The 17,021-nt window shown below is 60.3% G+C and carries 15 protein-coding genes; 5 read left to right on the forward strand and 10 right to left on the reverse strand.

What is annotated here, in order from left to right; translation table 11 throughout:
- Window positions 1-191: 191 nt before the first annotated feature.
- Window positions 192-512: a YejG family protein gene (locus HA46_RS09155; RefSeq protein ID WP_084883786.1), complete on the forward strand. Its 321-nt coding sequence runs from the start codon at window positions 192-194 to the stop codon at window positions 510-512.
- Here the strand turns inward: HA46_RS09155 and yejF are convergent.
- The 9 genes from yejF to yeiP all read right to left on the reverse strand — a co-directional run bounded on the left by yejF (window position 499) and on the right by yeiP (window position 11,378).
- The gene (yejF, locus tag HA46_RS09160) at window positions 499-2,103 is read right to left on the reverse strand and encodes a microcin C ABC transporter ATP-binding protein YejF (protein ID WP_208857409.1); all 1,605 of its coding nucleotides are present in this window, start codon (window positions 2,101-2,103) and stop codon (window positions 499-501) included. The two genes, HA46_RS09155 and yejF, sit on opposite strands and share 14 nt — an antisense overlap.
- Window positions 2,100-3,125, reverse strand: coding sequence for an ABC transporter permease (locus tag HA46_RS09165; RefSeq protein WP_179944768.1), 1,026 nt, complete (start codon window positions 3,123-3,125; stop codon window positions 2,100-2,102). The genes yejF and HA46_RS09165 overlap by 4 nt, the downstream gene beginning before the upstream one ends.
- On the reverse strand, window positions 3,122-4,207 hold the full coding sequence (locus HA46_RS09170; protein WP_033791610.1) for a microcin C ABC transporter permease YejB: 1,086 nt from the start codon (window positions 4,205-4,207) through the stop codon (window positions 3,122-3,124). Before HA46_RS09170 ends, HA46_RS09165 begins: the two co-directional genes overlap by 4 nt.
- Before the next feature lie 10 nt (window positions 4,208-4,217).
- On the reverse strand, window positions 4,218-6,026 hold the full coding sequence (locus HA46_RS09175; RefSeq protein WP_084883790.1) for an extracellular solute-binding protein: 1,809 nt from the start codon (window positions 6,024-6,026) through the stop codon (window positions 4,218-4,220).
- A 65-nt stretch (window positions 6,027-6,091) separates the two neighbouring features.
- Window positions 6,092-7,672 (reverse strand): cyclic di-GMP phosphodiesterase, encoded by a 1,581-nt coding sequence (locus tag HA46_RS09180; RefSeq protein WP_033791608.1) that lies wholly within the window; start codon window positions 7,670-7,672, stop codon window positions 6,092-6,094.
- Window positions 7,673-7,897: 225 nt separating this feature from the next.
- A complete protein-coding gene (gene mepS / locus HA46_RS09185; RefSeq protein ID WP_084883792.1) occupies window positions 7,898-8,467 on the reverse strand; it encodes a bifunctional murein DD-endopeptidase/murein LD-carboxypeptidase in 570 nt (189 codons plus the stop codon).
- Between the two features lie 541 nt (window positions 8,468-9,008).
- A complete protein-coding gene (locus HA46_RS09190) occupies window positions 9,009-9,713 on the reverse strand; it encodes a phosphatase PAP2 family protein (RefSeq protein ID WP_084883794.1) in 705 nt (234 codons plus the stop codon).
- 33 nt (window positions 9,714-9,746) lie between these two features.
- The gene (locus HA46_RS09195) at window positions 9,747-10,733 is read right to left on the reverse strand and encodes a CobW family GTP-binding protein (RefSeq protein WP_084883796.1); all 987 of its coding nucleotides are present in this window, start codon (window positions 10,731-10,733) and stop codon (window positions 9,747-9,749) included.
- Between the two features lie 72 nt (window positions 10,734-10,805).
- Complete coding sequence (yeiP, locus tag HA46_RS09200; RefSeq protein WP_033750350.1) at window positions 10,806-11,378, reverse strand: elongation factor P-like protein YeiP; 573 nt, start codon at window positions 11,376-11,378, stop codon at window positions 10,806-10,808.
- A 160-nt stretch (window positions 11,379-11,538) separates the two neighbouring features.
- On the opposite strand from yeiP, the gene HA46_RS09205 reads away from it, so the two are divergent.
- The 4 genes from HA46_RS09205 (at window position 11,539) to fruA (ending at window position 15,847) form a co-directional block, all read left to right on the forward strand.
- A complete protein-coding gene (locus tag HA46_RS09205) occupies window positions 11,539-11,793 on the forward strand; it encodes a YkgJ family cysteine cluster protein (RefSeq protein ID WP_033791692.1) in 255 nt (84 codons plus the stop codon).
- A gap of 274 nt (window positions 11,794-12,067) precedes the next feature.
- Window positions 12,068-13,198 carry a fused PTS fructose transporter subunit IIA/HPr protein gene (gene fruB, locus HA46_RS09210; protein WP_033791604.1) on the forward strand — a complete coding sequence of 377 codons (1,131 nt, stop codon included), beginning with the start codon at window positions 12,068-12,070 and terminating at the stop codon, window positions 13,196-13,198.
- Window positions 13,195-14,133, forward strand: coding sequence for a 1-phosphofructokinase (gene fruK / locus HA46_RS09215; RefSeq protein WP_033791603.1), 939 nt, complete (start codon window positions 13,195-13,197; stop codon window positions 14,131-14,133). The genes fruB and fruK overlap by 4 nt, the downstream gene beginning before the upstream one ends.
- A 16-nt stretch (window positions 14,134-14,149) precedes the next feature.
- Window positions 14,150-15,847, forward strand: coding sequence for a PTS fructose transporter subunit IIBC (gene fruA / locus HA46_RS09220; RefSeq protein WP_033791602.1), 1,698 nt, complete (start codon window positions 14,150-14,152; stop codon window positions 15,845-15,847).
- A gap of 279 nt (window positions 15,848-16,126) precedes the next feature.
- Here fruA and nfo read toward each other — a convergent pair whose 3' ends face one another.
- Window positions 16,127-16,972: a deoxyribonuclease IV gene (gene nfo / locus HA46_RS09230; RefSeq protein WP_033791601.1), complete on the reverse strand. Its 846-nt coding sequence runs from the start codon at window positions 16,970-16,972 to the stop codon at window positions 16,127-16,129.
- Between the last annotated feature and the right edge of the window lie 49 nt (window positions 16,973-17,021).

Below are 17,021 nucleotides of genomic sequence, written 5' to 3' on the forward strand. Positions count from 1 at the left end.
ATTGTTAACTGTCGATGAACGCGGTACTAATAGGCCAAAATGCGAGCCGACTCGCAAAAAACAATCTTTCCACACGTCGTATGTTGGGAAACGAAAGAGCAAGCCTTGACGTCCGTTTCTGCCGTTTAGCAGCAACAGCAAGTGCTGTTCATCGTGTCTGAAGTTAATCGCTCTGGGGATATCAATTAACTATGCTGCAACTTTCCATCGTGCATCGCCTGCCGCAGCGCTATCGCTGGGCCAGCGAGCTACATAGCGCCATCGTGGCGGAAGAGGGCGTCGCCAATGAGCAGGATCTTATTGCGCTGCGCCTGATTAGCCACGACGGGCGCCCCGGCTGGGACATTATGCATCAGCTGCAGGACGCGCTGGCGTCGATTCAGGTCGAGTGCAGAGTAGCGGAGTGCGAAGGCTCGCCCTGCCTCTTTATCTTGCGCAGCGACGAAAGCGCCACCAGCTGCTGCCTGAAAAACCAGGGCGTGGCCATCGCGGAGACCTTCAACGGTCACTGAGCTGCGCCGAGGCCAGCAGCTCGCGCGTATAATCTGCTGCGGGCGCGGCGAACAGCTTCTCGCAGTCGCCATGCTCGACCACTTCGCCCTGGCGCAGCACCATCACCTGATGGCACAGCGAGCGAACCACCTGCAAATCGTGACTGATAAAGAGATAGGTCAGCTGGCGCTGATGCTGCAGGCTGCGCAACAGCGTGAGGATCTGTTTCTGTACCGAGCGATCCAGCGACGAGGTCGGCTCGTCCAGCACCAGCAATTGCGGCTCCAGCACCAGCGCGCGGGCGATGGCGATCCGCTGCCTCTGACCGCCAGAAAACTCTGCCGCATAGCGGTGACGGCTCTCCGCCTCTAATCCCACTTCCTCCATCGCCGCGATAACGCGCGCCTGCTGTGCGGCAGCGCCGAGATTGGGCTGATGCACCGCCAAACCCTCGGCGATAATCTGCTGCACCGTCATGCGCGGATTGAGCGAGGAGTTCGGATCCTGAAACACCACCTGGATGCGGCGGCGCAGCGGCAACAGCGCCTTGCGCGACAGCGCATGCAGCGGCTGGCCGTCAAACCAGATTTCGCCCTGCGCGGCAAGCAGCCGCAGCAGCGCCAGTCCGGTGGTGCTTTTGCCGGAGCCGGATTCGCCTACGAGCCCCAGGCTCTCGCCGCGCCGCAGGGTAAAGCTGAGGTTGCTGACGGCGACTTTTTCCGCCACCTGCCGCCTGAAAAGGCCGCGCCGCACCGGAAAGCCGACGCGCAGGTTGCGCACCTGCAGCAGCGGTGGCGCGTCGTCGCGCAGCGGCACCGCGCGGCCTTCCGGCTCCGCCGCCAGCAGCTGTCGCGTATAGGGATGCTGCGGCTGGCTGAAGAGCTGACCGCTGCTGCTCTGCTCGACGATTCTGCCCTGACGCATCACGCTGACCCTGTCCGCCAGCTGGCGCACGATGCCCAAATCATGGGTAATAAACAGCATGGCCATGTTGCGTTCGCGCTGCAGATCGCGCAGCAGCCGCAGGATTTGCGCCTGAACGGTCACGTCGAGCGCGGTGGTCGGCTCATCGGCAATCAGCAGCGCGGGCTCGGTCAGCAGCGCCATGGCGATCATTACGCGCTGGCGCTCGCCGCCGGAGAGCTGATGAGGGAAATCATTCAGCCGCGCGGCGGCGTTGCGGATGCCGACCCGATCAAGAGCGCTGAGGATCTCCCCGCGCGCCGCCTCGCGCCGCATGCCGCGATGCAAAGAGAGCACTTCGTACAGCTGCTTCTCGATGGTGTGCAGCGGGTTGAGAGAGACCATAGGCTCCTGAAAGATCATCGCTATCTGGTCGCCGCGCAGCGCGCGCAGCCGCCGCTCGCCAACGCGCAGCAGATCCTCGCCGTTAAACAGAATCTCGCCGGCGGGGTAGCTCGCCGGCGGCGCGGGCAGCAGCTGCATCGCCGCAAGCGCCGTTACGCTTTTGCCCGAGCCCGACTCGCCCACCAGCGCCAGGGTTTCGCCCGCGTCGACGCGGAGGGAAACGTCCTCTACCACGTTGCGCGTCACGCCGCCGCGGGAAAAGGCGACGGAAAGATGATGAATGGCAAGCAGCGACATAGTCAGACTCCTCGGGCCGGGTCGAAGGCGTCACGTACCGCTTCGCCGATAAAGATCAGCAGCGACAGCAGGATCGCCAGCGTAAAGAAGCCTGCCAGGCCGAGCCACGGCGCCTGCAGGTTATTTTTGCCCTGCAGCAGCAGCTCGCCGAGCGACGGCGAGCCCACCGGCAGACCAAAGCCGAGAAAATCGAGCGAGGTCAGGGTAGCGATCGATCCGCACAGGATAAAGGGCAGAAAGGTGAGAGTGGCGACCATCGCATTGGGCAGCATATGCCGCAGCATAATGCGCCCGTCGCTGACGCCCAGCGCACGCGCGGCGCGGATATAGTCGAAGTTGCGCGTGCGCAGAAACTCGGCGCGCACCACGCTCACCAGCCCCATCCAGCCAAAAATTACCGTGACCAGCAGCAGCCACCAAAAGTTGGGCTGGATAACGCTGGAGAGCAGTATCAGCAGAAACAGCGCGGGCATGCCGGACCAGACCTCAATCACGCGCTGGCCGATCAGATCGACGCGGCCGCCGAAATAGCCCTGAACGGCGCCGACGATAATGCCGATGACGCTGGAAAACAGCGTCAGCAGGATGCCGAACAGCAGCGAAATGCGCGTGCCGTAGAGCAGGCGCGCCAGCACGTCGCCGCCGCTGGCGTCGGTGCCCAGCCAGTTCTGCGCCGAGGGCGGCGAAGGGAAGGGGGTCGAAGTGGCGAAGTTGATGGTGCTGTCGCTAAAGCGGATCGGCGCCCACAGCGCCCAGCCCTGCTGCTCTAGCCGTTTCTGCAGCCAGGGATCCTGATAGTCGGCGGCGGTGGGCAGCGCGCCGCCGAAATCGCTTTCGCTGTAGCTCACCAGCAGCGGCACGAACCAGTGCTGCTGATAGCGCACCAGCAGCGGCTTCTCGTTCGCCAGCAGATCGGCGGCGAGCGACAGCGCGAAGATAACCAGAAAGATCCACAGCGACCAATAGCCGCGTCGGTTGTGGCGGAAGCGCAGCCAGCGCTGCTGATTAACGGGAGACAAGCGCATCAGCGGCCCTCGAAATCGATACGGGGATCGACCAGCGTATAGGTCAGATCGCTGAGGATATTCATCAGCAGCCCGATCAGGGTGAAAATATAGAGCGTGCCGAACATCACCGGGTAGTCGCGCTGGATAGTGGCGTCGTAGCCCAGCAGGCCCAGACCGTTCAGCGAGAACATCACCTCGATCAGCACCGAACTGGTCAAAAACATGCCGATAAAGGTGGCGGGAAAGCTGGCGATCACCAGCAGCATGGCGTTACGGAAAACGTGATGATAAAGAATGCGTCGCTCGCTGACCCCTTTGGCGCGCGCCGTCACCACATACTGCTTGCGGATCTCGTCCAGAAAGCTGTTTTTAGTCAGCATGGTCAGGGTGGCGAAACCGCCAATGACCGTCGCCAGCACCGGCAGGCTGATGTGCCACAGGTAGTCGCCGATCTTTCCGTACCAGGAGAGCGAATCAAACTGCGGCGAGGTCAGGCCGCGCAGCGGAAACCAGTCGAAATAGCTGCCGCCGGCGAACAGCACGATCAGCATGATGCCGAACAGAAAGGCGGGCACCGAGTAGCCAATGATGATAAAGGTGCTGCTCCAGACGTCGAAGGCGCTGCCGTTGCGCACCGCTTTTTTAATGCCCAGCGGAATCGACACCAGATAGATAATCAGCGTGCTCCACAGCCCCAGGCTGATGGAAACCGGCAGGCTCTCTTTGATCAGCTGCAGCACCGATGCGCTGCGGAACAGGCTGTCGCCGAAGTCGAAGCGCACATAGTTCCACAGCATCTCGACGTAGCGCTGCCACATCGGCTTGTCGAAGCCGTAGCGCTTTTTGATTTCCGCAATCACTTCCGGATCGAGCCCGCGCGCGCCGCGGTACTCGCTGTCGCCGGGGCCGACGCGGTTGAGGGCGCCGCGCGCGCCGCTTTCTCCGCCGCCCGGCAGGCCGGTGGTCTGGCCGAACTGAATGTTAGCCAGCGCCTGATCGACCGGCCCGCCGGGAGCGATCTGCACGATAAAGAAGTTCAGCGTGATAATCGCCCACAGCGTGGGGATAATTAACAGCAGTCTGCGCAAGAAATAGGCGGCCAACTCAGGCTCCTCAGCGTCGTTCGGCCGGCAAACGCGCGGCTTTGTTCACGTCATACCACCAGCTTTCCAGCCCGCTCGCGAAGGCGGGCTTGACGGCGGGATGGGAGAATTTATTCCAGCAGGCTGTACGATCTTCCGCGTTGTACCACATCGGGATCATGTACGCATTCCATAACAGGATGCGATCCAGCGCCTGGCCGAGCGGCAGCAGCGCCGCTTTGTCGCCCTGATGCGCCACAATCGCTTTAACAAAGTGATCGACCAAAGGATCTTTCAGCCGAGCGCTATTCCAGGAAGAGTCGATGTAGTCGGACTGCCAGCTGACCTGCAAATCGGAACTGGGGATGGGCATCGCCAGGTAGACCCTGGCGGTCATGTCGTAATCGCCTTCGCGCAGCCGGCGCAGATACTGGGAAGCGTCCACCACGCGCAGCGTCAGGCTGATGCCGAGACGCGACAGGCTATGCTGCAGCGGCAGCGCCCAGTCGTTGCTGGCGCCGCTGCGCAGCAGCAGCTCGATGCGCAGCGGCTGGCCGGTCCGATCGTTCACCAGCTGCTGTTTTTTTACCTGCCAGCCCGCCTGCCGCAGCAAATCCAGCGCTTTCAGCAGATTCGCGCGATCGTAGCCGCTGCCGTCGGTGCGCGGCGGGGCGTAGGGCGTGGTGAATAGCTCCGGCGGCAGTTGATCTTTGAACGGAGCCAGCAGCGCCTGCTGCGCGGCGTCCGGCAGGCCGTGCGCGGCGTATTTGGTATTCTGAAAATAGCTGCTGACCCGCTGATAAGCGCCGTAGAACAGCGCCTTATTCATCCACTCGAAGTCGAACGCCAGCGTCAGCGCCTGGCGCACCCGACGGTCGCGGAACGGCGCCTTTTCGTTGTTGATGGCCAGCCAGGTGGTATTGGTCGACGCCTGGTTGGGCGTGATCTCTTTGACGATGTGCTGATTATCGAAATTGCGGCCGCGATACTGGGTCGCCCACTTTTTGGCGGATCCTTCCTGGCGCAGGTCGAACGCGCCTGCCTTAAAGGCTTCGAAGGCGACGTTATCGTCAAGGTAGTAGTCGTAGCGCAGCGTATCGAAATTGAACCGCCCGCGATTCACCGGCAGATCCGCCGCCCAGTAATTTTTCACCCGGCTGTACTCGATATACTGACCCAGCTTATAGCGGCTGATGCGGTAAGGGCCGCTAGAGAGCGGCGGGGCGCTCAGCGGCTCGTTGAACTTTTTATTCTGCCAGTCGCGCTGCGACAGCACCGGCAGCGTCAGCAGCCCCAGCATTAAATCCCGATCTGGCTTCGGCAGGTCGATGCGCACGCGCTGGCCGTCCAGCGCCTTTACCGTCGCGCCGCGATAAATGACGCGAAACTGCGGCACGCCTTCATGCATAAACTTAGCGAAGGTAAAGGCGACGTCCGACGCGGTGATGGGCGTGTCGTCGTGAAACCGCGCGCGTGGATTGAGGCGAATTTCCATCCAGCGGAAGTCGTCGGCATAGCGCGCCGACTCGGCGACCAGCGGATAGTAGCTGCCCGGCTCATCGTCGGAAGAGGTAAACAGGCGATCGTAAAGCGTCTCGGTGCCTGCGCCAGGATTGCCGCGCGAGGCGTAACGGTTAAAGTTATCGTAAGTGCCGACGACTGCCTGAGTAAGCTGGCCGCCTTTTGGCGCGGCGGGATCCGCATAGTCGAAGTGGCTGAAACCGGGCGCGTATTTTGGTTCGCCCAGCGTGGCGAAGGCGCGACTTTCGCGCACAACTTCCGCGCGCAGCGGCGCGCAAAGGGCCATTAACAGCAGCAGCGATATCAGGCGAAACAGCATAGGATTCAGGTTCTCCCGTGGTTATTCGCAGGCTAGCGTAGCAGCATCCGGGGCGGGGCGGCCAGCTATCCCGCCAGCGAAGCCAGGCTGCGGCTGCGGTAATAGTCGATTAGCCGGTCCGGCTTCAGCGGCCGGCTAAAAAGGTAGCCCTGCATATGGCTGACGCCGTGTTTCACCAGCCATGCCGCCTGCTCGCCGGTTTCCACCCCTTCGGCGACGGTTTTCAGGTTTAGCTTCTTCGCCAGATGGAGCACCGCGTCCAGCACCGGCGAGTTCAGGGTTTGCGTCCCGATGCTCTGCACGAAGCCGCGATCGATCTTGATATAGTCGAAGGGATATTTTTCCAGATAGATCAGCGCGCTGTGGCCGGTACCGAAATCGTCTATCGCAATCTGAATATCATTTTGATGCAGCCAGGCGAAAACCTCTCCGGCATTTTTATCGCGTACCATGGTGCGTTCAGTCACTTCAAAGACGTAGTTGAAATGGTTATCCGGCATGGCGGCGATCCAGCGCTTAACGTCCTGTTGAAAACTCTCCGACGCCAGATGCAGCGGCGAAAGATTCAGGCTCATATGGGTGCCGGCGGGAACGTAAGGATTGAGCCGGTGCGCGTCCCGCGCCACCAGCTCGAACAGATGACGCGTCAGCGGAATAATCAGGTTCAGCGACTCGGCGTAGCTGATAAACATATCCGGCGGGATAAGGCCTTCGCTGGGGTGGTTCCAGCGCAGCAGCGCTTCCAGCCCGTAGGCGCGTCCGCTAAGTGTGCTGATCAGCGGCTGGTACTCGACGTGAAACTCGCCGCGTTTGATGCCGAGCAGGATCTCTTTGCCGGGGCGCTGGTTCATCGACAGCAGCAGCCAGCAGCCGCCGCCTACCAGCAGCGACAGCAAAATGCCGCTCAGCACGATCATCTGAATATCGCGCATCGATACCGTATCGCCATAGAGAACAAACTGCAGCGGATAGCCGTCGAGCGCAAGCTGCATCAGCGGCTGCGGCGGCAGGTCGCTTTTCGCGATGGTGACAGGCTGCCAGCTGGCGAGCGCGTTGTTCTGCGCCACCAGCGCCATGCCGGAAATTTCGGGATGGTAAGAGGCCAGCAGCTGATAGGGCGTCAGGTTAAGATTGATGGTAGCGAGCACGCCGGACTGTACGCTTTGCGGATTGCGCAGCCAGAGAGCGAAAACCGGCTTGCCGGGCTGTAACGGCGTGCCGCTCAGCAGGCGCAGATCGCGATCGCGGCTGAGATCTGTCTGGTCGGAAATGGCGCTAAGCGGCAGGCGAAACGCCCCGGTCGCCGAGGAGCAAAAAGCGTAGCCCTCGCGCACCAGCAGAATCGCCCGCAGATCGCCAGCGAAGGCGGCGCGAGAGGTCAGTTCCTGGCTGATGGCGTGACAGTCGAAACGGCTAAAAGAGAGAAGGGGGTTCAGGGTATGGGTGACTAATCTGTCCAGCGACTGCTGTAGCGCATCGCGGCTGTCGTGCAGCAGCTGTTGATGCTGGAGCTGCCGCTTATGCCAGATGAATGTCAGCAAGATCAGGGTAAACAGAATAAAGAACAGGCTACCGAAAATCGCGCTGCTCCAGGCGATGCGGCGAGGGTAGGTGGCCTGGCGCATCAGCGTCCTGGACAATGGCATGAAGTGCTTTCCCCTTGTCTTATCTTTTATTATTGACTGTGCACGACTGCTCTCTGGCGAAGTCCATGAGAATATAACGAGAAGACAGGAAATGTCTCGTTATTCTTCTGATAAACAATCATTTTTACGTGATTACTATGCAATTATCCGGCGCAGGGGCGAAAAAAAACGCTGCCGAAGCAGCGTTCTGTTTTCTCTGGCTGAGAAACTATCGAAGGTCAGGAATCAGCTGGGATTACGGCTTAATACCCTACGTCCTTCGCGGTAGCGTTTTTTCCAGTAGCTGTCGTTCAGGCTGGAAATCATCACGCCGCTGCTGGTGGAGGCGTGGACGAAGTTATCGTTGCCGAGATAGATTCCTACGTGACGACCGGTTGAGCCGGCGCGGAACAGCACCAGATCGCCGGGACGCAGTTTGCCGCGTGAAATTTGGCTGCCGGTATCCTGCTGTTCAGAGGTTGAACGCGGCAGTTCTAAACCGAACTGATCGCGAAAAGTGCGCTGAACGAAAGCTGAACAGTCGATGCCGCGTTTGGTGTCGCCGCCGAGGCGGTAACGCACGCCTTTCCAGTCGGCGTATTGCTCCATGATGCGGGACTTAACATCCACGCTCCGCACCATCTCTTCGAATTCATCCTGAGACGCCTGAAGTAAAAAACCATTCTGGTTGTTAACTTCATGATTCTCGTTTTTTGCGTGTTGACCGGTACTGCTGCATGCCGAGAGGAGTGTTGCCAGCGCCACTGCAGGCACAATCCGCCAGATATATCTCAGTATTGGTTGAGACTTGACCATTGTTCGTATATTCCTTCGATGTCCTTACGACAGAATGTCGCCAGCCAAATGACAAAACGGATTGAGATTAATAAGCACTGCTCTCTAAGACAATTCCTTAATTACTAAAATGTGTTAACGAACACGTTTTTGTATAAAAAGGAGCCGAATTTTCTGCTGCTATACCCTCAACGCCTTGGAGGTTAACCGATTCCAGACGCCGTGGCGAGTGGTTTTACGTAATTTCTAATAGCTTTTTTTGATGTGAAATCAGTCTTTAACAGACTGGTTACTTTATCCGCAATTTTGGAAAATTATCCTTAAAATAAGGACATCAAATGAGGTCAATTCTTCGGGTAAGAGGCTTTTTAAGCGCTTTAGCGCTGGACAGCCTGGGAGAAAGCGCCTTTATAAGCAGAAAACATCATAATATTTTCTATATATCGCTAGATGATTAGCTTGCTAATAATACTGGCGGGATTTTAATAAGCGCGGAGAGAGAAGAATAGGGCCATTCTTCACTCCGCGCTTATCAATAGATTTGAGATTTAATTACCTGCGGCTATTCAGGCTTATATTTGCCGGGCAGTTTGCGGTAGAAGAAGCTGACAATCGCGTCGCTCAGCGGCGTCAGCAGCACCCAGCTCAGTCCCACCAGCAGCACCGAAAGCGAGCCGACGGCGATGTCGGTAAACCAGTGCGCGCCCGCCATCACGCGCGGCAGGGCGAAAATCACCACGATAGCGGCGCCGGCAAGAAAGGCGCGGAAGCCGAAATAGCGCCACATAAAACAAGCGAAAATCATCAGCATCATGCCGTGATCGCCAGGGAAGCTGTTGGACGAGGCGTCCTTGGCGGGAATGCCGGTCAGCTCGCTGACGCGATGGGCGTTTTCAAAAAACAGCGTCGGACTTTTATGCTGCACCGGCAGCAGGTGGCCGAGCTGGTTGAGAATAACCGCGCTGAGCAGCATGGTGATGCCAATCGCCAGCATGCGGCGGCGGCCCGGCGGCGTTTCGCGACGCCAGTAGACGAGATAGAGCGCCCCCATCGCCAGCAGCGACACCAAATCGAAGCCGCGGAAGTTAGCGATCGCCACCAGCAGGGCAAAGCCAGGGTGATCGACCATCTGGTTATTGAAGCTGAAGAAGATCCCTTTATCGATGCCCGCCCAGAAACCGTGATCGGGCGGCAGATACCAGGAGAGAAAGAGAACAACGCCAAGCGCGTTGAGCAGCACTATTGTGACAAAACGAGTTGCGCGCATCGTATTCACTCAAATAAAAATTAACAGGGGAAACTAACCTGGCCAGTTTAAACGAAGCCTCAACAGCTGAGACTGCAAACGATTCCAGTCCACAGGCTGCGAATGGATCAGTTCAATACGGCTGTCGGGCGCATCGGCGGTCAGGGTTTCGACCTGCACATCGCCGTGCTGACCGTTGAGGCGCAGCGTGCCGTCCGGCGTGCGCAGCACCCCTTTAATGCGCTCGACCGGGGCGAGACGCGCCCACGCCAGCAGCGCGGCGCCGTCGAAACGCGTCGCCCCGTCAAAGATCCAGCCGCAGGCTGCGTAGCCCTGGCCTTCATTTAGCGCCCGGCGCCAGCGCGCCTCGCCATCGAGGCGCAGCGCGGCGAGGCCGCTATCGCGTTGAGGATGGGCATGATGATGCGCGGGCTGCGGCAGCGCTTGACGGTTTGTGCGCGGGAGATCGAGCAGCGCCGCATCGACAGCGCCGAAGCGCGTTTCGATAAAAGCGCGGCCGTTAAGCATCGCCTCCTGCCACTGATGCAGGCGCTGGCGATCGTTTTCGTCCCAGCGGTCGCTTTTATTGCCGATAATCACGTCCGCCGCCGCCAGCTGATCGCGAAAATTTTCATTGGCCGTCACCCGCGCATGGGCGAGCTGGCGAGCGTCGAGCAGCGTCAGCGTGGCGTTAAGCTGCAGAAGCGGCTGATAAACCGGCGCGCTCAGCATCTCCAGCAGCTGACGCGGGTGCCCGAGACCGGTGGGTTCGATCAGCAGGCGATCCGGGCGGTTCTGCTTTAGCAGCATATTCAGTCCCACCTGCATTGGCAGGCCGTTGACGCAGCACATGCAGCCGCCGGGGATCTCCTTTAATGCCGCGCCGCTGTCGCGCAGCAGCGCGCCGTCGATGCCGATTTCGCCGAATTCATTAACCAGAATCGCCCAGTTTTCCTGCGCCGGCTTGCGGGCCAGCAGATGGCGCAGCAGGGTGGTTTTGCCGCTGCCGAGAAAGCCAGTAATAAGATTAACGCGCGTCATGCTCCTGCCTCCTTAAAAGAGAATGGCCGCGAAAGCGGCCATAATGTTACTTTATAACACAAGCAGGATCTGTTAGTCAGCACGGCTCATATAGCGGCGCTCGGCGATATGAATGCGGATGCGATCGCCGTTGCTCAGGTATTCCGGCACCTGAATGCTCAGACCGGTGCTCATGCCGGCCGGTTTGGTGCGCGCGCTGGCGGAAGCGCCTTTGATGCCCGGCGCGGTATCGACGATTTCCATATCCACGGTCTGCGGCAGCTCGAGCGCCAGCACCTGGCCGTCCATCGTCAGCACCTGGATGCCCGGAATGCCGCCTTCAGGAATAAACAGCAGCTCTTCTTCAATCTGATCTTTTTTGAACGAATAGGGCGTGTAGTCCTCGTCATCCATGAAAACGTATTCGTCGCCGTCGATATAAGAGAAGGTGACGCTGCGGCGGCTGAGCTGAATAACGTCCAGAATATCGTCGCCTTTAAAACGCTCTTCCACCTTCAGCCCGGTACGGATATCGGTGAAGCGCATCTTATACAGCGTTACGGCGCCGCGCGCGCTGGGACTCTGAATATCGATATCTTTAACCATCAGCAGCTTGCCGTTCCAGCTTACCGCCATTCCTTTTTTGATCTCATTCGCTCTTGGCATTGCAACTCTCGCTTAAAGAAGGACTCCGATGCGCGCCACGTTACTCGCGCCGGGGTAAACAGGCAATATGGCGCCGGAAAAAATGCGCGCGATGACGCAGACATGGCTTTCGCGCGCGCGGCCTGCTATTGTCGCGGTTCAACTCTCGCTGGAGCGCATCATGCAATGCCGTAGTCAGTGCGGCGCCTGCTGTACCGCGCCTTCGATCTCTTCGCCGATCCCCGGCATGCCTCAGGGCAAACCCGCCAATACCCCTTGCGTTCAGCTTGACGCCGATCTGCGCTGCAAACTGTTCGGCTCGCCGCTGCGGCCCGCCGTTTGCGCCGGTTTGCAGCCGTCGCGCGATATGTGCGGCGCCACGCGCCACGACGCGATGGTCTATCTGCTGCAGCTGGAAGCGGACACCGCGCCCTGACCGAGCTGAAGTTGCTGACGCGTGCGCCGTAGCCTGTGCACACCCTTACAGCGCGCCTTCAGCTCCCTGAGGTTATTCTTACTCCTTCCATTATGAAGTGTGCGTAACGTCAAAAATCTGCTACGCATTTTACGCATTTTCTTGCATGGCATCATGGGCTGTACCAGACTCCTTGAAACGTTTCAGCGCGGCAGAGACGCGCTTTGCGCCCCGTCGCCGCGCTTTAAACGGCCACCAGGCTGAAACGATTCAATTTCAGTAAGCGAGGAGAAATATGTTCCAGCTCGAATTGCAGGCCATCCACACCGGAGCCAGCGCACAAAATAAAGAAGAGGCGATCCGTCAGGTCGCGGCGGCGCTGACCGCAGCGGGCAACGTAGCGGAAGGCTATGTCAACGGCATGCTGGCGCGCGAGCAGCAGACCTCAACTTTTCTGGGCAACGGCATCGCCATTCCGCACGGCACCACCGATACGCGCGACCTGGTGCAGAAAACCGGCGTGCAGGTGTTTCAGTTTCCGCAGGGCGTCGCCTGGGGCGAAGATCAGACCGCCTATGTGGCGATCGGCATCGCGGCGAAATCTGACGAACACCTGGCGCTGCTGCGTCAGCTGACGCACGTGCTGAGCGACGACAGCGTCGCCGAACAGCTCAAAACCGCCTCGGCGGAAGATCTGCGCGCGCTGCTGATGGGCGAAAAACAGGCGGCCGAATTCAGCTTCGACACCTCGCTGATTACCTTAGACGTCGCCGCCAGCGACCTGATTACGCTGCAGGCGCTGAATGCCGGCCGCCTGCAGGCCGCAGGCGCGGTGGACGCCAGCTTTGTGGCCGACGTAATGGCCGCGACGCCGCTGAGCCTGGGTCAGGGCATCTGGCTGAGCGACAGCAGCCGCGGCAACCTGCGCAGCGCGGTCGCGGTCAGCCGCGCCGCCGCGCCGGGCGAATATCAGGGCGAGAAAGTGGCGCTGCTGGTCACGGTATCCGCCGTCGACGAGCGACCGCTGGAGGTGCTGAGCTATCTCAGCACGCTGCTGCAGAACGGCAAGGCGGATCGCCTGCTGAAAGCGGACGCGGCAGGCGTCTACGCGCTGCTGACCAGCGAAGTAGACGAGCAGGCCGAAGTGCTGAGCGCAGAGTTCACCATTCGCAACGAGCACGGGCTGCACGCGCGTCCCGGCACGGCGCTGGTCAGCGTGATCAAGCAGTTCAACAGTGATATCACCGTCACCAACCTCGACGGCAGCGGCAAACCGGCTAACGGCCGCAGCCTGATGAAAGTGGTGGCGCTGGGCGTGAAGAAAGGCCATCGCCTGCGCTTTACCGCCAGCGGCGAAGATGCGCAGCAGGCGTTGACCGCCATCGAAGAGGCGATTAATTCCGGCCTCGGCGAGGGGGCAGCATGAGCAGACGCGTCGCAACTATTACGCTGAATCCCGCTTACGATCTGGTGGGCTTCGTCCCGGAGATCGAGCGCGGCGAGGTCAACCTGGTGAAAACCACCGGCCTGCATGCGGCCGGCAAAGGCATCAACGTGGCGAAAGTGCTGAAAGATCTCGGCATTGACGTCACGGTAGGCGGCTTCCTCGGCAAAGAGAATCAGGACGGCTTTCAGCAGCTGTTCAGCGAGCTGGGCATTGCTAACCGTTTTCAGGTGGTGCCGGGCCGCACGCGCATCAACGTCAAGCTCACCGAGCAGAACAACGACGTGACCGATCTTAACTTCTCCGGCTTTGACGTAAGCCAGCAGGACTGGGATCGCTTTACCAGCGATTCGCTGACCTGGCTCGGCCAGTTCGACATGGTGTGCGTCAGCGGCAGCCTGCCGGCAGGCGTCCAGCCGGAAGCCTTTACCCGCTGGATGAGCGACCTGCGCACCCACTGCCCGTGCATAATTTTCGACAGCAGCCGCGAAGCGCTGGTAGCGGGCCTGAAAGCCGCGCCATGGCTGGTGAAGCCTAACCGCCGCGAGCTGGAAATCTGGGCAGGGCGCAAACTGCCGACGCTGCAGGATGTGATTGGCGCGGCGCATGAGCTGCGCGAGCAGGGCATCGCCCATGTGGTGATTTCGCTGGGCGCGGAGGGCGCCCTCTGGGTCAACGCCTCAGGCGAATGGATCGCCAGGCCGCCGGCGTGCGAAGTGGTCAGCACCGTGGGCGCGGGCGACTCAATGGTCGGCGGCCTGATTTACGGCCTGCTGATGCGCGAATCCAGCGAACACACGCTGCGTCTTGCGACGGCGGTGGCGGCCATGGCCGTCAGCCAGAGCAACGTCGGCGTTACCGATCGTACCCAGTTGGCCGCGATGATGGCGCGCGTCGACTTACAACCCGTTAACTGACAGCAGGAGAGCGATAATGAAAACGCTGCTGATAAAAGATCCTTCTATTGGCCAGGCCTCGGCCTGGATGGCGCAACAGCGCCTGACTGCCGCCGCCGCGCAGGCGGGTTTCTCCTTTACGGACAACCCGGCGGAAGCGGAGCTGGCGATCGTCCTCGGCCGCGAGCTGCCGAACGACGCCGCGCTGAACGGCAAATCTGTCTGGCTGGGCGATGCGCAGCAGGCGGTGCGCGCGCCCGAGCAGTTCCTTGCCCAGGCGAAAGCGGAAGCTAAACCCTGGCAGCCGGCGGCCGTCGCAACGGCTGCGGCGCCGACGGCTGTGCAGCCGAACGCGCAAAAACGTATTGTCGCGGTCACCGCCTGTCCGACCGGCGTGGCGCACACCTTTATGGCCGCCGAAGCGATCCAGGCGGAAGCGACCAAACGCGGCTGGTGGGTGAAAGTGGAAACCCGCGGCTCCGTCGGCGCAGGCAACGCGATTACGCCGGAAGAAGTGGCGGCGGCCGATCTGGTGATCGTGGCGGCGGATATCGAGGTCGACCTGGCGAAGTTCGCCGGTAAGCCGATGTACCGCACCTCAACCGGTCTGGCGCTGAAGAAGACGGCGCAGGAGCTGGATAAGGCGGTGGCTGAAGCCAGACCTTACAAAGCTGCCGGCGCGCAGAGCGGCGAGCCGCAGGAAGAGAAAAAAGAGAAAGCGGGCGCTTACCGTCACCTGCTGACCGGCGTCTCCTATATGCTGCCGATGGTGGTGGCGGGCGGCCTGAGCATTGCGCTCTCCTTCGCCTTCGGCATTACCGCCTTTAAAGAGCCGGGCACGCTGGCGGCGGCGCTGATGCAGATCGGCGGCGGCAGCGCCTTTGCGCTGATGGTGCCGGTGCTGGCGGGCTTTATCGCGTTCTCTATTGCCGATCGTCCGGGCCTGACGCCGGGCCTGATTGGCGGCATGATCGCCACCAGCATTAACGCCGGCTTCCTCGGCGGCATCATTGCCGGTTTCATCGCCGGTTATGCGGCTAAGCTGATCAGCGGCAAGCTCAAGCTGCCGCAGAGTATGGAAGCGTTGAAGCCTATTCTGATTATTCCGCTGGTGGCCAGCCTGATTACCGGCCTTCTGATGATCTACGTGGTGGGCAAACCGGTTGCGGCGATCATGACCGGCCTGACTGCCTGGCTGGCGAACATGGGCACGGCGAACGCGGTGCTGCTGGGCGCGATTCTGGGCGGCATGATGTGTACCGATATGGGCGGTCCGGTGAATAAAGTGGCCTACGCTTTCGGCGTCGGCCTGCTGAGTTCGCAGACCTACGCGCCGATGGCGGCAATTATGGCTGCGGGTATGGTGCCTCCGCTGGCGATGGGCGTTGCAACGCTGGTGGCGCGCCGTAAGTTCAACAAAGGTCAGCAGGAGGGCGGTAAAGCGGCGCTGGTGCTCGGCCTCTGCTTTATCTCTGAAGGCGCGATCCCGTTTGCGGCACGCGATCCGATGCGCGTACTGCCGTGCTGTATCGTCGGCGGCGCACTGACCGGCGCTATCTCGATGTATATCGGCGCGAAGCTGATGGCGCCGCACGGCGGCCTGTTCGTGCTGCTTATCCCTGGCGCGATTACGCCGGTGCTGGGCTACCTGGTATCGATTATCGTCGGCACGGCGGTGGCGGGACTGAGCTATGCCATCCTGAAACGCCCGGAAGAGGAGCTGGCGAAAGCCTGATCCTTGCTATAAGAAAAAGGGAGCCATGCGGCTCCCTTTTTCTTTCGTGCCTGCGCGGGTGGCATGGCCCGATCGCAAAGACGCAAAAGACGGCATCCTTGCCAGCTCGGCCCACGCGTCTACGCACCTCATCCCTGAGGCGCGCCCGTTCCCGGGCCAACGCCTGGCGTTGTTCAAACAGGCTCCCGGCGTTTTTGTCCATGGCGCGGGACGCTTCGCTCTTCGGCCCATGCCACCCGCTTGTTAACCTTTGTGCGGTGTGCAGGCAGCAAGGCGGTTTTAACTCTTCTGCTCTGCCTTTAGCCAGGCGATCTCATCTTTCCAGATATCCGGATTAATGGTTTCCAGAATCAGCGGAATACCATCAAAGCGCGCATCCTTCATCAGCCAGCTAAACGGCGTTTTGCCGATATTGCCTTCGCCAAGGCTGTGATGACGATCAACGCGGCTGCCGAAGGCGCTCTTGGCGTCATTAAGGTGCATGCCGCGCAAATACTGGAAGCCGACGATGCGCTCGAACTCGGCGAAGGTCTCTTCGCACGCCTCTTCGGTACGCAGATCGTAGCCGCCCGCGAAGGCATGACAGGTATCGATACAGACGCCGACGCGCGATTTATCCTCGACGTGCTCGATAATGGTCGCCAGATGTTCAAAGCGAAAGCCGAGGTTGCTGCCCTGGCCGGCGGTATTCTCGATGACCGCCACCACCTGCGAGGTCTTATCCAGCGCGATATTCACCGACTCGGCGATGCGCTTCAGGCACGCCTCTTCGTCTATCTTGTTCAGATGGCTGCCGGGATGGAAGTTAAGCAGCGTCAGACCGAGCTGCTCGGCGCGCTGCATCTCGTCGATAAAAGCGGCGCGCGACTTCTCCAGCGGCTCCGCTTCCGGATGGCCCAGGTTAATCAGAAAGCTGTCGTGCGGCAGGATCTGCTGCGGGCCAAAATGATATTTTTCGCAGGCGGCCTTGAAGGCGTCGATGGTCTCCGCCGAAAGCGGGGCCGCCTTCCACTGCCGCTGATTCTTGGTAAACAGGGCAAACGCGGTGGCTTCCAGTTCATGGGCACGAATCACTGCCTGCTCTACGCCGCCAGACGCGCTGACGTGTGCGCCGATATATTTCATGCCGCTTCTCCAGAAAAGGCTGACTAAAAGAAGCCCGCATCATACCCGA

The organism is Pantoea septica (assembly GCF_002095575.1).
Classification (GTDB): Bacteria; Pseudomonadota; Gammaproteobacteria; order Enterobacterales; family Enterobacteriaceae; genus Pantoea; species Pantoea septica.